Genomic DNA, 14212 nt, shown 5'->3' with positions numbered 1-14212 from the left:
AACTTGGATGATTGATAATGACATAAAAAACAGATTGTCGGCCCTGTATTCGATAAAATACTATTAACTTTGTATAAATTATTTAGACGACTTTGGAAAAATATAATATAGATAAAATACGTGCAGATTTTCCTATTCTAAAAAGACAGGTAAATGGCAAGCCTTTGGTTTATCTGGACAATGGTGCGACAACACAAAAGCCCAATGCGGTAATCAATTCTATTGCACATTATTATACAGATATGAATAGTAATGTACATCGGGGAGTTCACTACCTCAGCCAGATATCTACAGATGCTTTTGAGGTGACCCGTAAAAAGCTTCAATCCTTTATCAATGCGCCTGAAGACAAGCAAGTGATTATCACCAAGGGGACGACCGATAGTATCAATTTGGTTGCGACCTGCTATGGTAGAGCATTTATCCATGCGGGAGATGAAATTATTATTTCTGCAATGGAGCACCACTCCAATATTGTGCCCTGGCAGATGCTTTGTGATGAAAAAGGCTGTAAGATCCGTGTTATTCCGATGAATGATAAGGGGGAGCTCGATATGGACGCCTATCAAAACCTCATTAACGAAAGAACGAAGCTTGTTGCTGTAACTTATGTCTCTAATGCACTGGGTACGATCAATCCGGTAAAAGAGATCATCTCGATTGCACATAAGCATGGGGCTGTCGTATTGGTAGATGCAGCGCAAGCTGTCCAACATATCCAGGTTGATGTGCAAGATCTCGATGTTGACTTTTTAGTTTTCTCAGGGCATAAAATGTATGGCCCCACTGGTGTGGGTGTGTTGTATGGTAAGGAAGAGCTGTTAAACGCAATGCCTCCTTATCAAGGCGGTGGCGATATGATTAAGGAAGTGACTTTCGAAAAGACAACCTATAATGAGTTGCCTTTTAAATTTGAAGCGGGCACTCCGAATATTGAAGCAGGAATCTGTTTGAATGAAGCGATTGACTATATCAATTCGATCGGCTTAAAAAATATTGAGGCTTACGAACACGAGTTGCTGGAATATGCATTGGAAAAATTGTCGCAGATCCCGGGAATGAAATTTATAGGTACTGCAGATCAAAAATGTTCTGTTATTTCATTTATCATTGAAGGTACACATCCCTATGATGTAGGGGTGATTTTGGATAAATTGGGTATTGCTGTGCGAACTGGACACCACTGTGCTCAGCCTGTAATGGATCGCTTTGGTATCCCTGGAACGATCCGGGCTTCGTTGGCACTTTACAACACAAAAGAAGAAATAGATATCTTGGTGGCTGGTATTCAACGTGCGGTCAATATGTTAGTGTAATAAAAACGATTATGACAATTAATGAAATACAAAACGAATTAGTTGAAGATTTTGCTTTCTTTACGGATTGGATGGAAAAATATGAGTACATCATCCAGCTGGGGAAGGAAGTTCCTTTAATTGATGAGCAATATAAGACAGAAGACTATATTATCAAGGGTTGTCAGTCCAAGGTGTGGCTGTATCCGGAGGTTAAAGATGGAAAAGTGTTTTTTACAGCAGATAGTGACGCAATTATCACCAAGGGTTTGGTTAGTCTGATGGTCAAAGTGCTGTCTGGACATACAGCAAAAGAGATTGTTGATGCAGATCTGTATTTCGTTGATGAAATCGGTTTAAAAGAACACTTGTCGCCAACCCGGGCCAATGGTTTATTGTCGATGATCAAACAGATGAAATTATACGCATTGGCGTTGCAGGTAAACGCATAACCAGAACTGGTCAAAAATTAAAAGCGGACTCTCCTGAAATTGAAATTTTAAAAGGAGATCGTAGAAAAATGATATTAATAAAAAACGGAAGTGTCCAACCTTTTTGGATACTCCCGTTTTTTTATCTATCCACCCCTCAGATGGGAACTACTGTTGCCTTAGCTAACATTATCCGATCAAATCTTTGATAATGATTTTTTTCATCTTCATTAATGCTTCTCCGGCTCCTGCATTTTGAAGGTATTTAGAAATTTGTGTCGGTACAATTTGCCAACTCACTCCGAATTCATCTTTACACCACCCACACATGCTCTCTTGTCCCTGTTGTGTAATACGATTCCAGTAATAGTCAATTTCAGCTTGATCCTGGCAGAGGATAGTGAGGGAAATACCTTCATTAAACGTAAAGTTCTGGGCGACTCCACTATCCATGGCCATTAAGGTAAATCCATTGACAAGGAATTGGGTGTGCTGGATTGATCCTTTATATTCGCCTTCCGGATAACGTAAAATACCGTTGCTGTGAAAATCTTTGAATAGTCCTTCATAGAATTGAACTGCGGTTTCGCATTTGCCTTGTTGAGGTCCGCAATACATCAGTGTAGGGACGATCGCTTGCTGGTTTGTGTCACTTACGTTGCCTTGGTATAGCTGCCAGTTTACACCGTATCTGTCCGCTACCCAGCCGTAGTAGGCACTCCATGGATAGCTGTTTAGTGGCATCAGTACGTTTCCGTCTACTGATAATGTATTCCAGATGCGATCAATCTCTTCGGCTGATTCGCAGATCACCATAAATGATATGGATGGATTTGGCTTAAACATCGGCCCTCCATTGATGCCGATAAATTTTACGCCATTGAGCAGGGCCTGGACAACGATCGGGGAGTCGCTTTCGATATGACTGTTTAAAAAAGTCCGGCAGTATAGATCAAAAGCTTCCTTCGCATTGTGATCAAACCATAGGGACGGTATAATTGAATTTTCCATGAGCGTCGATTTTTAGTTTAAAACTCACTTATTTATATTTATCATGTAATCCTTTATTCGCAATAATCATTGGTTTGATTTTCTCCAGACGGGATAATTTGGTTTTTTCCTGTTTCGCTTCGTCAATATACTGAATATAGTCTTTTTGTTTGCCTGGTGTGAGGGCATTGAAGTGATCATGGAATACATGATCTGAATGAAGTGCTTCCAAAAGAATTCCAGAGGGAGGTATGGCTTCACTTTTGGTGGGTTTAATTTCTTTTCCCTCGTCAATTGTTCGAATAGATTCTTGGATGTAAGCCTCGATTTTGGTGCTATCCATCTCGCTGACATGCTGAAAACGCCATTGTCGAAGAGCTTTGGTTTTACCTTCGGACGCGCTGATCAAGACATTTTCCTTATCTTCTAAAAATACACCGTTATAGAACCATAGGGAAAAGAAGTTTTTGAAACCACCCCATCCGATGACATTCTTCCCTTTGTGTGTATAGATGTCGCTGCCCCATTTGAACTCTTTTTTCAGTGTGGTTTTTAGCATAATCTGTTGCATCAATTCTTCGGCTTCTAACCAATTCCCTCTGCTTTTATGCCAGTTGGGGCCTTGTTTGTCCTTGAGTTTTTCGATATTAAAGGCAATAATATCACGAATGATTTTTTTTGGTAAGGGCTGGTCAATCGGAATCTGTATTGCTCCTTTTGATGTTTTAAAATCTTTAAGTTCTGCTGCGAAATGTTCGATGGCGTCAGGTCCGGGGTATATTCCGAGATGCTGTTTATTCATTGCAAAATGAATCAGATTGCCATTAAATCGAAATGTAGGCATCTGATAGGAAATGGTTTCTGTGGTTTCAGCTGGGACTACTCCAGCAATCAGCTGCCGTACCTGATTGAGATACGTCTTCTTTTCCCCTTCGAATTGGTCAATATACTCGTCAATTGTTGAAACGCTACTTGTCATAATCTTGTATCTAATCCTTGATCCTTGTGTATTTGGTTGTTATAAATTGGATGGTCTCTTGCATTAAAATGGTCAGATTCTCCGTATTGATGTCACTCAGTTTTTTAATGTAAATGCAGGCTTTGCCTATTTTATATTTGCCCAGTTGTTCCACGAGTGCCCGATGTTCTTCGAGGCCGGTATATACGTAAAGTGAAATGGCAGCCTTACGGGGACTGAATCCGATTAGGGGTGCATACCCTTCATGCCCGCTGGCATATTTATAGTAATACTGTCCAAAGCCAATGATCGATTCGCCAAACATCTTCGGTGCTTCTTTTGAGACAGATTGCATCAATTGTACCAATTGGATGCTGTCTTCCCGCTTTTGTCCATCGGGTATATCCAGAATAAAATCATCGACACTTTTTTCGATATAAGAGGTTTTATTTGCCGCCATTTTTTACTTCCGTTAAAACATAAAATCAAAAGCACCCTTTCGAAGATTGATATTATATTCAAGATAGGCCTTCATACAGGCTAGAAAATTTGCCCATCCTTCGGTCTGACGCATCATAATCAAAATGCCTTCCTGATCGTTGTTCATTTCGTGTTCTGTAATTTTGACAACAGTGGATCCCTCTCCGAAGGAAGATAAGCTGATTTCAACCAGTTGATTTGCTAATCCGCCACTCCAGTCAAAGGAAATATAGGTGTCTGGACGGATTGTTTTGCCGGTTACAGGAAAACTGTCGGGGAACTCAGGGAAATTCCATTCTACTGTTTTTCCAGTCTCGAGACGGCCTGTTGAGGACTTAATAAAATAGTGATTCATTTTGTTGGGATCAACGATGGCTTCAAAAACTTCACTGATGGGTTTTTGGATCTGAATACTTGCTTTTGCGGTTAACTTTTCCATGTTCTGAATATTAAACAAATATTGTATAAATACCGATAACTTGTATCTGCTATTTTTGTGTGTACTTACTGAGTCCATCCTGAAATTCCATTGAAGCATGCGTGCCATCGCAAAATGGTTTGTTGGATGATTGGCCGCAACGACAAAGGGTCTGGCGGTTTCGCACTTCATAGTACTTGCCACTGCTGCTTTTTACAGGGATCCCACCCCAAAGAGCAATAGGTCCACTGCACTGATTCAATACGTCTTCAATGAGACCTACCTCGGCTATGGTATTTTCTTCGATGGGAGTATTCTCCTGGTTCCACACAAGCAGTCTGCCACTGGGACAGTAATGGGCCATATTGACAGCGCTTTCTAAGGAGTTTTTATCACTATAGGATATCTCATTCCAAATTCTTTTCCCTTGATCACAGAAGCGTGCAAATGCGCATAGTTTTTCGTCGTCACTGAGAGAAAATACAGGCCCTTCAATAATTTCCGCTGTTTGGAGCGAATCATGTAATGTCGCTGTATCGGTCAGGTCAACACCAAAAGACCTGGCCTGATCATGAGAGTTGTCGCAAAAGGGTTTATTTTTGGACAGCCCACAGCGGCATAGATAGGTCTGTTGTTCAGTTTTAAAAGATTCCCCGTTTTCATAGGATCTAGAGACTCCCTGTCGATCTGGAATAATATATTGTAAATGAAAAGGTACCTGCCCGTGTAAAATATACGGGCCATCTTTGGTGACCTCGATAAAGATTTCACTGGTATTGGCTGTAGATCCTATTTGAATATGCCAATAATCTGAGGGATTGCTCATGAGCCTTTAAGTTTATAGTATAAAATAAACACCACAGAAACGGATAGGTTTTATTTTTTCTGACTTTGGTTGTTACTACCCTAAAATGAACAAAAATTGCACCTTATCTTTAGCTTTTTGAGTTATTTTTGAAGGTAACACAAATTTTTCTGTTGAACTATTGTCTTCCTCAAAGCTTTAGTTCGGCTATTGGAGACAATTATAATATCGAAACTTATGACAAAAATCAGGTATTGCTTTGTTCTAATGCTTTCAACTGCTGTAATGGTGGTGATGGGACAGGTTCAGAATGTAAATAAGGGAAATGAAGCTGCAGATATGTTTAATGACCCAAGTACAAGGGATAGAAATGCAATATTAGCTGCTGAAGCAGGCTGGTGGAAAGAATCTTTAGTGGGGCAGGAACAGCGTCTCAAAAAATGGAAAGAGGCCTCCTTTGGAATGTTTGTTCACTGGGGCATTTATTCACAATATGGTAATATCTGGAAGGGGAAAAAAGGAGGTGGATATGCTGAGCATCTCATGCGTGTCATGCAGATTCCCCGTCAGGAATACTTGGATTCTGCCGCGAGATTTAATCCTGTAAAATTTAATGCGGAAGAATGGGTGATGTTAGCTAAAAATGCAGGTATGAAGTACTTTATCATCACCGCTAAACATCACGATGGTTTTGCAATGTACCCATCGCAGTATGCTAGCGCTTATTCTATCAAAAGCACTGCCTTCAAACGAGATCCAATGGGGGAGCTTGCGAAAGCGTGCCATAAACATGGCTTGCTATTTGGATTTTACTATTCCCATGCGTTTGATTGGGAAGATCCTAATGCGCCGGGGAATGACTGGGATTATAACAGTCCGGGCGGGGATAAGTTGTTGGGCGGGGCAAACTGGTTTGACAACCACCCAGACTGGTTACCCAAAGCAGAACGTTATGTGGATGAAAAAGCAATTCCACAAATACAAGAACTGATCCATAAATATAACCCCGATTTACTCTGGTTTGATACACCGCATAAGCTGCCTTTGTCGGAAAATTTAAGGATTCTGAAAGCTATCAGAGAAGCAGATCCTACGATTGTTGTTAACGGGCGATTAGCACGTACAGGCGACAAAAATTATGGTGATTATTTAAATACCGCTGACCGGCCAGAAGAATTTTACCCTGTTTCCAATGGGGCTTATTGGGAGGCTATTCCGACAACCAATGATTCGTACGGCTATTCGTCAACGGATATGAATCATAAACCAACAGCGCATTTTATTCAACTGTTGGCGAAAGCAACGGCTATGGGAGGGAATATTTTATTGAACATCGGTCCAAAAGCTGATGGCCGTTTTGATGGACCTGATGTGACTATTTTGGAAGGAATAGCTGCATGGATGGCGAATAATAAGGAAAGTGTCATCGATGTAGCACCTTCTCCCTTGCCACGTCAACAATGGGGGGTGATCACAAAAAGAAAAAACACATTGTATCTGCATGTCTTTAAGCGACCAAAAGGAGAGCTATTGACTGTGGGAGGTCTTACGGCTGGTATCAAATCCATCTCTTTATTGTCTTCAAAGAAGAGTATCAAAGGGTATAATTCAGATGCTGTGGGGCTTCATATCCCATTGGATCAAATAGCTGCTGACCCGGCAGATGAAGTTATTGTTGTCCAGTTAAAACAGGATATAGCTGCGCCTGAATCCAATGATCTGATTTATGTGGATGCACAAAGTACTGATAATCGTTTATTGTCTTTCTATGCAAAACAGCATGGCGATCCGATGAAATTTGGGGATGGTAAAAGAGACCGTTATTATGTGTCCGGATGGAAAAATAGCAATCAATATCTCGGATGGAATATCAATGTATTAGAACCAGCACAATTTAATGTTTCAGTACGCTATGTTAGGGATGTGGCAAATACAGGTGGAGATATGGTTTTAAAAATAGGTGGGAAAGCATTTAATTTTTCAATTGATTCCACTTCTCCAACAAGTGGACGAGGAAAATCGCTTGGGCTTGGACAAATAGACTTGCCAGTAGGAAAGCAATCTGTGGAACTTCGTACAAAAAATATTGTTGGGGGAGAAGCAGTGAAGTTTTTGGAGGTCGTGCTAACGCATGATTAAAAACAGTTCATGAGGGAGGAGATTCTGATGCTGCTAAATAAAAAAAGCTAATCTTGCGATTAGCTTTTTTTGTGATCCCGCTGGGATTCGAACCCAGGACCCATACATTAAAAGTGTATTGCTCTACCAGCTGAGCTACGGAATCCTTTCTGTTTTTGAAAGTGATGCAAAGGTATAAAAATAGATGATTGTATACAAGTCTTTTTGTGTTTTTTATTGATATATTTTATAACCGTTTATAAATTACGTGTTTATTTTTCTTAACGATGTGGATTACTATTTGAGGTCAGTGGAATTTAATCGTAAATCGAGCGATTTTGGGTAGACCTTTTTCGGCTTTTATGAAACCAATAGCTTGTTAAAATGAAAAAAGTCGGCATTTGGTGCCGACTTTTTTCTATTTTGATGAATAGGGGAGTAACATTATTCTGTCACAACGCCCATATTGCTGAATTTGTCAATTCGTTCTTTGATCAATGTATCACTGTCTTTCGCTGTTAATTCAGCTAGATCTTTCAATAATTGTTCTTTAAGATTAGCGGCTGCTTTTGCCGGATCTTGGTGCGCACCACCTAATGGCTCGGGAATGATACCATCTATCAGTCCATTGCTTAACATGTCGCTTGAAGTTAGTTTCAACGCTTCGGCTGCTTTCTCCTTGTGATCCCAGCTTCTCCATAAGATCGACGAGCAAGATTCTGGTGAAATAACAGAATACCACGTATGTTCCATCATGTACACACGATTACCTACCCCAATACCCAAGGCTCCTCCAGAAGCACCCTCACCGATAACAACGCAGATAATAGGAACTTTAAGTACTGCCATTTCCATCAGGTTGCGTGCAATGGCTTCACCTTGTCCACGCTCTTCAGCCTCCAAACCAGGATAAGCTCCCATCGTGTCAATCAAAGTAATAACTGGCTTATTGAATTTTTCAGCCATTTTCATCAATCGCAATGCTTTACGATAACCTTCTGGGTTGGCCATACCAAAATTATGATATTGACGTTCTTTGGTGTTTTTACCTTTCTGATGACCAATGATCATAACAGGATTACCATCGATTGAGGCCATTCCACCTACAATTGCCTTGTCATCTTTTACCGTGCGATCACCGTGCAATTCAATAAATTCATCGCAGATAGCTTCGATATAATCATAGGTCTGTGGACGATCCTGATGACGGGACATTTGAACATTCTGCCATCCAGTTAAATTGCTGTATATTTCTTTTTCCGTAGAAGCAAGTTTTTCCTCAAGTTCACGAACGGTTGCGCTCATATCAACTTGGGTTTTTTCGGCAACTTGTGTTACCTTTTCAATCTGCAATTGCAAATCTGCAATTGGCTTTTCAAAATCAAACGTGGTTTTCATATATCTATTTTATGAAAATATTCAGAGGGCTAATTTAGCGCATTTTTTCCGAAATTAAAATTTGAGCATACAATATCATTGGAAATCCTTTGTTACATTTGCGTTATAATCTCGGTGGTGGCTTAATTTTTGATTGTAAGCCTGTGAAAAATGTTGACTTATGCTGAAAAAATACTTTTACTTTCTTTTTCTATTGATTTCACCCATACTTGCAAGATCGGAGAGCTATCCGGAGGTTCTATTTGATAATAGTATAATCAATGGAAGCTATGCAAAAAGCATGGCGCATTACACTGGAGAGTCTTGGGTACAAAATGTGAATCATAGTCTTCCTGTTTCGGATAGCCTATTTTTTACTCCAGGGAACTCGCTTTCGCTACGATACGTTTCATCCCCCAATGGTAAATGGGAGGCCAGTATATTAAATGATAAGCAAAAATTTCAGTATATGATCGCTAAGGATGATCATTTAACCTTTAAATTGTTTATCCAAAGTAATACCGAAAAGGGACAGTTGCCGAAAGTTGCGTTGCAACAAAATGATATACGCAGTAATGCCTTGGATATTACCCATTACATCGAAGACTTTGCTTATGATACTTGGCTCAATGTTTCTATCCCAGTGTCAAAATTTGAAGGAATTACTATTGGAAAAGCCGTTTCCTCATTACTATTAGAACAAAATGGAACCAGCGCAACTACACATCAGCTTTTTATTGATCAAATAGAATTTCTGCCAAGAAATTATCCAAAAGTGAAACTGTCGTCGGCAGCTATTTTATCTAAAATAGGTTCTGTAGACAAGCAAGTTGAACTTGTGTGGCAGTTGCCATTAACCCCGAGTATCCGCTATGTGAAAATTTATAGATCAGAGGATAAACTCAATTTTCAACCAATTGCAATCTTACCGATCTATGTGCAGAAGTGTCTCGACCGGGTGAATGAGTATAATAAAAAATATTATTATAAAATAGCATGGGTTGATTACAACTATGTAGAGTCCCCTTTTTCAGATGTAAAAGAAATACAGACCAAAAAGGGCACCGATGCTGAGATGCTGAGTTTTATTCGGAATGCACATGTCAATTATTTTATTGATAATTATGATGTAAACAGTGGTATGTACCTCCCTGATCGCGGAAATCGGCAGGCTATTGTTTCAACGAATGAAACAGGGTATGCCATTTTGGGCCTACTTGTTGCCGCTGAAAATCAATTGATATCCAGACAAGCCTTATTATCACGGATGACACGTATGGTGAAATTCCTAGGGGCAGCACAAAATCATCAGGGTATTTTTACTGCTTTTTACGATGGGAGATCAGGTGTGCCCTTTTATCGGGATTCTGTGCCTATCTATGATATAAGAGGAACTTCACATTTAATGGAGTCATTGTTAATCGCCCGTGAATACTTTGCTAAGGATGATCCGGAAGAACAATCTCTGCGGAAATCAATTACCACGTTATGGGAAAGAATAAATTGGCGTTATTTTACAGATCCAAATAATACAGATGTTCTCTGGAGCAAATGGTCGCCTATAGATAGTACAGCGAGGTCACGTCCATTGGGTGGATTTAATGAGAGTCTAAGTACCTATCTGCTAGCGATGTCTTCTCCTACACATCCTTTAGCCACTTCAGCTTACATGAACGGATTTGCAACCAAACATGCGGATGCAATGGATTTTACTGATGAGCTAAGTACTTTGGCTCCTGAGATAAAAACAAAATTAAATGACTCACTTGCGCAGTCTATAAGCAACAACCCTTTGATTGGTAGTATTTGGAATGCACCTGCCTCAATCTATTCGGATGATAAGGTTATCTTCGCGAAAAGTATTGCGGGAGGAAATCTGACGGAGTCACTAATGTCCGTTTATCGGCCATTCTTAATCATGGATCCTAAGGGGAAAGTGGATAATTTTGTGGATTATAAAAAATATCTGTCTGATTATATCCTTGCCTATAAACGGAGAGACAATGAATTGAATATCGGGACGAGATTTACGGATATTTGGGGTGTTGAACACACCGAAAATGCTTATCAGGGATATTTTGTCAATCCCGCAATTTCAATTGCTTCCTATCCATTTGAAAGGGAGATTGGTCTGAAGGCCATGCGTAAATTTTACGAAGAATATGCTGATGTGCTATTTACACAATATGGATTCAGAGCATGGATCGACCTGAAAAACAATGATGTTTCTGAGAGCTATCGGGCAAGGAATCAAGCTACAATAGCCATAATGATTGAAAATGCCAATACGGGGATGATCTGGAAATTGTATGAACGGATTCCAGAGATTAAAAAGACATTGGATACAGTCTATGTGAAGAAATAGATTTGTTACGATCCTGTATAAGGAAAAGCAGCTCCTTTTTAGAGTTTTTTCCTTATATTTACCCTGCTTAAATCGACAATAAATACGTTAAAAACGATGCTTAGAAAAATTAATTTGGGACTATTAGCCTTATGCGCAAGTTTATCATTATTTTCTTGTAAACAACAGGCTATTGTAGTTAATCCTGGGGCTGTTGTCACAAAAGATGGAACTGATGATGGTTTGAAAAATGTGAAAAAGGATTTTAATGATGCGAAAAGGACTGATGAGGGAATTAAATTCAGTATTTCCTCCGACCTATTGTTTCCGACAAATTCTTCCTATCTGTCTGATAAAGCGAAGACTGAAGTAAGTAAGCTGGCGGTAATTTTAAACGAGAACAATAATAAAATTAAAGTTGATGGTTATACTGATGCGACTGGTACTGTCGAATATAATCAATGGCTTTCGGATAAACGTGCAGCATCTGTAAAGAAATTCTTGGTAGATTCAGGCGTACAGGAGTCCCGCATTACTGCTAAAGGTTTTGGTCAGTCAAATCCTGTGGGTGATAACAAAACGCCAGATGGACGTCAAAAAAATAGAAGGGTGGAAGTGACTATCCTCGATAAAAAATAGAATTATCAGGACTTTTTTCTGAACTAAAAAGCGAGATATTTTATAAATATATCGCTTTTTTTATGCCTTTATCGGAGGCATTACGCATTCTTGTTAAAATGCGTAATGGAGTTAGCTCCTATCCTCACTCGTATAATCACAGTTATCATAATATAAATTTTAGACAATATTGGAAGAAAAGATACCAGTTGAAAGAAATGAATGGCGTCCTCCTGATTTTCGGGAGGCACTCAGGTTTTGGTTTATACTGGGCTGGATAAGTTTTGGTGGAACAACAGGGCATATTACCCTCATGCATGATTTCTTGGTGGGCAAGAAAAAGTGGGTAAGCAATAAGAAGTTCTTTCAGGCACTTAATGCTTGTATGTTGCTACCCGGACCTGAGGCGCATCAATTGACCATCTATCTTGGGTGGAAATTGCATGGTCTGAAAGGTGGGATATTAGCGGGGTTGTTCTTTATTTTACCTTCTTTGTTTATCATATTTGGACTTAGTCTGTTATATGTCTACTTTGGAAGCTCTACAATTCTTTCTGCGTTATTTTCGGGTTTAAAACCCGCAGTTCTAGCGATTATACTGTTCGCAACCTATAAAGTTGGGCAAAAATCATTATTGAGCGCATGGCATTATATCGTAGCTCTAGCGGGATTTTTACTTTCTTATTTTGTTAAAATACCTATGCCCTGGATTATTCTGGGGGTTATTGTTGGGGGCTTCATTCTTTATTTCCTAAAAACCAAAAAAGCCACTGCTACATTTGAAAAGGAAGACGCGGAAGATGTCGAAGAATGTTATCCTATTAATTCGTTAGAGAAAGTGCCACCAATTTCTGTAGGTAAGATTTGCATTCAATTATCTGCATTTTTCCTGTTGTGGTTGGGACCGTTTATTTTCCTGTATGTATTTATGCCAGATGCTGCATTTTGGAAAGAACTCTCTTTTTTATTTACGAAATCGGCATACTTTACCATTGGAGGGTCATATACTGTTATTCCCTATATCGCCGGCCTGGTTACGGAAAAATTTCTTTGGTTGACAAAAACGCAAATGATAGATGGTTTTGCTTTGGCCGAGACGACGCCAGGTCCATTGGTAATCGTGTTGGCTTATGTGGGATTTATGGCTGGATTCAACCATTTCGACCATTCGTATGTCATGGCTGCGGTAGGTCTGACGGCTACTGCTTATTTTACTTTTTTGCCAAATTTTGCATTGATCTTCGTTGGGGCTCCCTTGATCGAGCGGTCTCAAAAGAATTCGGCCATTCAATACGTACTTTCTTTGGTCACCGCCTCTGTGGTGGGGGTGATTGTTAATTTAGCTTGTTATTTGGGACAGGGTATTTTGTTTCCTAAGGCATTCGCTGTGGCCGAGTTGGATTGGAAAGCACTGCTATGGGTTGCTGTTTCAATTTTTCTATTATTTCGCTATCGGATCGGGATGTTGCATCTTATACTTTTGAGTTTACTTTATGGCTTTTTGCTATATCTACTGTCATAAACAAGAAAAGCCCATCGACTGATGAGCTTTCTTGTACCTAGGGCGGGAATCGAACCCGCACTCCCTTAACGGGAACAGGATTTTAAGTCCTGCGTGTCTACCAGTTCCACCACCTAGGCAGGTGAGCGAAAAACGAGATTCGAACTCGCGACCCCAACCTTGGCAAGGTTGTGCTCTACCAGCTGAGCTATTTTCGCATGGAATTTTTATTTCAATTTTAAAAAGAACCTCGTGTTCCTTTTTGGTGATGCAAATATAGAGCGAAAATTTAATATTGCAAAATATTTGTTTACTTTATTTTGTTGTTTTTTATAACTCCTTTGAATTCAGTATAGAAAAAATTAAATCGCTTTCAAATCCCCTAGACAACGCAAATTGATAGACTTTGTTCCTAACGATGAAAGAATCTTTGCCGTTTATTTCCCGAATTTTTTTGTCAATAATATTTTTCAATATAGCCTCGTATTCGTCTAGTTCAATCTGCTTGAATGCAATTTTTATCAATTGCTCAGAAACCCGCTTTCCTTTTAGAGCCTGTTTGATCTTGATTTTGCCCCACCCCTTCATACGAAGCTTACCATTGCAATAGGCTATTGCGAAGCGCTCTTCATTTAAAAAGTTTTCTGCAATCAAATTTGCTATAATATTTTCGACATCCTCCTCATGTAGCCCCCAGCTGTAAAGTTTGTCCCGCACTTCTTGCTGGGATCTTTCCTGGTAAGCACAATAACTTTCAGCCTTTAATTGAGCCTGACGTGGTGTTAGGATCTTTTTGTTTTTTTTATCTTCTTCAAACATATTGTCAAAATTTCAAAAATAATATGAAATAACTAAAAAAATGTTCAGTTTTGATCCA

At 39.5% G+C, this 14212-nt stretch carries 13 protein-coding genes and 3 tRNA genes; 6 read left to right on the top strand and 10 right to left on the bottom strand.

The window, feature by feature from the left end:
• The first annotated feature begins 92 nt into the window (after positions 1 to 92).
• The gene (locus AC07UV_RS15395; protein WP_495184385.1) at positions 93 to 1316 is read left to right on the top strand and encodes a SufS family cysteine desulfurase; all 1224 of its coding nucleotides are present in this window, start codon (positions 93 to 95) and stop codon (positions 1314 to 1316) included.
• A gap of 11 nt (positions 1317 to 1327) precedes the next feature.
• Complete coding sequence (locus AC07UV_RS15390) at positions 1328 to 1747, top strand: SufE family protein (protein WP_282250087.1); 420 nt, start codon at positions 1328 to 1330, stop codon at positions 1745 to 1747.
• Positions 1748 to 1915: 168 nt separating this feature from the next.
• On the opposite strand, the gene AC07UV_RS15385 is transcribed toward AC07UV_RS15390, so the two are convergent.
• From AC07UV_RS15385 to AC07UV_RS15365, 5 genes are read right to left on the bottom strand one after another with little or no spacing between them, the layout of a single operon-like run.
• Positions 1916 to 2737 (bottom strand): VOC family protein, encoded by an 822-nt coding sequence (locus AC07UV_RS15385; protein ID WP_495184384.1) that lies wholly within the window; start codon positions 2735 to 2737, stop codon positions 1916 to 1918.
• A gap of 28 nt (positions 2738 to 2765) precedes the next feature.
• Positions 2766 to 3695, bottom strand: coding sequence for a DUF1801 domain-containing protein (locus AC07UV_RS15380; RefSeq protein ID WP_495184383.1), 930 nt, complete (start codon positions 3693 to 3695; stop codon positions 2766 to 2768).
• Positions 3696 to 3705: 10 nt separating this feature from the next.
• Entirely contained in the window at positions 3706 to 4134 is a 429-nt protein-coding gene (locus tag AC07UV_RS15375; protein WP_495184382.1) for a DUF1801 domain-containing protein, read from the bottom strand.
• Between the two features lie 12 nt (positions 4135 to 4146).
• Positions 4147 to 4593 (bottom strand): SRPBCC domain-containing protein, encoded by a 447-nt coding sequence (locus tag AC07UV_RS15370; protein ID WP_495184381.1) that lies wholly within the window; start codon positions 4591 to 4593, stop codon positions 4147 to 4149.
• 49 nt (positions 4594 to 4642) lie between these two features.
• Complete coding sequence (locus AC07UV_RS15365; RefSeq protein WP_495184380.1) at positions 4643 to 5398, bottom strand: CDGSH iron-sulfur domain-containing protein; 756 nt, start codon at positions 5396 to 5398, stop codon at positions 4643 to 4645.
• Between the two features lie 216 nt (positions 5399 to 5614).
• Here AC07UV_RS15365 and AC07UV_RS15360 point away from each other — a divergent pair, with 216 nt between their 5' ends.
• Positions 5615 to 7516, top strand: coding sequence for an alpha-L-fucosidase (locus AC07UV_RS15360; RefSeq protein WP_495184379.1), 1902 nt, complete (start codon positions 5615 to 5617; stop codon positions 7514 to 7516).
• Positions 7517 to 7588: 72 nt separating this feature from the next.
• Here AC07UV_RS15360 and AC07UV_RS15355 read toward each other — a convergent pair.
• Both AC07UV_RS15355 and AC07UV_RS15350 read right to left on the bottom strand, forming a co-directional pair.
• Positions 7589 to 7661 (bottom strand) — tRNA-Lys (locus tag AC07UV_RS15355).
• Positions 7662 to 7939: 278 nt separating this feature from the next.
• Positions 7940 to 8893 (bottom strand): acetyl-CoA carboxylase carboxyltransferase subunit alpha, encoded by a 954-nt coding sequence (locus tag AC07UV_RS15350; protein WP_120259503.1) that lies wholly within the window; start codon positions 8891 to 8893, stop codon positions 7940 to 7942.
• Between the two features lie 160 nt (positions 8894 to 9053).
• On the opposite strand from AC07UV_RS15350, the gene AC07UV_RS15345 reads away from it, so the two are divergent.
• The 3 genes from AC07UV_RS15345 to chrA all read left to right on the top strand — a co-directional run bounded on the left by AC07UV_RS15345 (position 9054) and on the right by chrA (position 13356).
• Positions 9054 to 11237 carry a glucoamylase family protein gene (locus AC07UV_RS15345; protein WP_495184378.1) on the top strand — a complete coding sequence of 728 codons (2184 nt, stop codon included), beginning with the start codon at positions 9054 to 9056 and terminating at the stop codon, positions 11235 to 11237.
• A gap of 96 nt (positions 11238 to 11333) precedes the next feature.
• The gene (locus tag AC07UV_RS15340; RefSeq protein WP_282250075.1) at positions 11334 to 11855 is read left to right on the top strand and encodes an OmpA family protein; all 522 of its coding nucleotides are present in this window, start codon (positions 11334 to 11336) and stop codon (positions 11853 to 11855) included.
• Between the two features lie 169 nt (positions 11856 to 12024).
• Positions 12025 to 13356 (top strand): chromate efflux transporter, encoded by a 1332-nt coding sequence (chrA, locus tag AC07UV_RS15335; protein ID WP_495184377.1) that lies wholly within the window; start codon positions 12025 to 12027, stop codon positions 13354 to 13356.
• Between the two features lie 34 nt (positions 13357 to 13390).
• Here chrA and AC07UV_RS15330 read toward each other — a convergent pair.
• The 3 genes from AC07UV_RS15330 to AC07UV_RS15320 form a co-directional block, all read right to left on the bottom strand.
• A tRNA-Leu gene (locus AC07UV_RS15330) sits at positions 13391 to 13475 on the bottom strand.
• A gap of 5 nt (positions 13476 to 13480) precedes the next feature.
• A tRNA-Gly gene (locus AC07UV_RS15325) sits at positions 13481 to 13553 on the bottom strand.
• A 112-nt stretch (positions 13554 to 13665) separates the two neighbouring features.
• On the bottom strand, positions 13666 to 14154 hold the full coding sequence (locus AC07UV_RS15320; RefSeq protein WP_495184376.1) for a regulatory protein RecX: 489 nt from the start codon (positions 14152 to 14154) through the stop codon (positions 13666 to 13668).
• Between the last annotated feature and the right edge of the window lie 58 nt (positions 14155 to 14212).

It is taken from the genome of Sphingobacterium sp. GW821-FHT03E03 (assembly GCF_059420745.1).
Note: the sequence above shows the minus strand (reverse complement) of the source record. Positions and strands in the feature narration are given on the sequence as shown.

Coding starts and splice junctions, on each gene's coding strand:
- AC07UV_RS15390 (WP_282250087.1), top strand. CDS start 1,328: ATGACAATTAATGAAATACAAAACGAATTAGTTGAAGATTTTGCTTTC.
- AC07UV_RS15385 (WP_495184384.1), bottom strand. CDS start 2,737: ATGGAAAATTCAATTATACCGTCCCTATGGTTTGATCACAATGCGAAG.
- AC07UV_RS15380 (WP_495184383.1), bottom strand. CDS start 3,695: ATGACAAGTAGCGTTTCAACAATTGACGAGTATATTGACCAATTCGAA.
- AC07UV_RS15375 (WP_495184382.1), bottom strand. CDS start 4,134: ATGGCGGCAAATAAAACCTCTTATATCGAAAAAAGTGTCGATGATTTT.
- AC07UV_RS15370 (WP_495184381.1), bottom strand. CDS start 4,593: ATGGAAAAGTTAACCGCAAAAGCAAGTATTCAGATCCAAAAACCCATC.
- AC07UV_RS15365 (WP_495184380.1), bottom strand. CDS start 5,398: ATGAGCAATCCCTCAGATTATTGGCATATTCAAATAGGATCTACAGCC.
- AC07UV_RS15360 (WP_495184379.1), top strand. CDS start 5,615: ATGACAAAAATCAGGTATTGCTTTGTTCTAATGCTTTCAACTGCTGTA.
- AC07UV_RS15350 (WP_120259503.1), bottom strand. CDS start 8,893: ATGAAAACCACGTTTGATTTTGAAAAGCCAATTGCAGATTTGCAATTG.
- AC07UV_RS15345 (WP_495184378.1), top strand. CDS start 9,054: ATGCTGAAAAAATACTTTTACTTTCTTTTTCTATTGATTTCACCCATA.
- AC07UV_RS15340 (WP_282250075.1), top strand. CDS start 11,334: ATGCTTAGAAAAATTAATTTGGGACTATTAGCCTTATGCGCAAGTTTA.
- AC07UV_RS15320 (WP_495184376.1), bottom strand. CDS start 14,154: ATGTTTGAAGAAGATAAAAAAAACAAAAAGATCCTAACACCACGTCAG.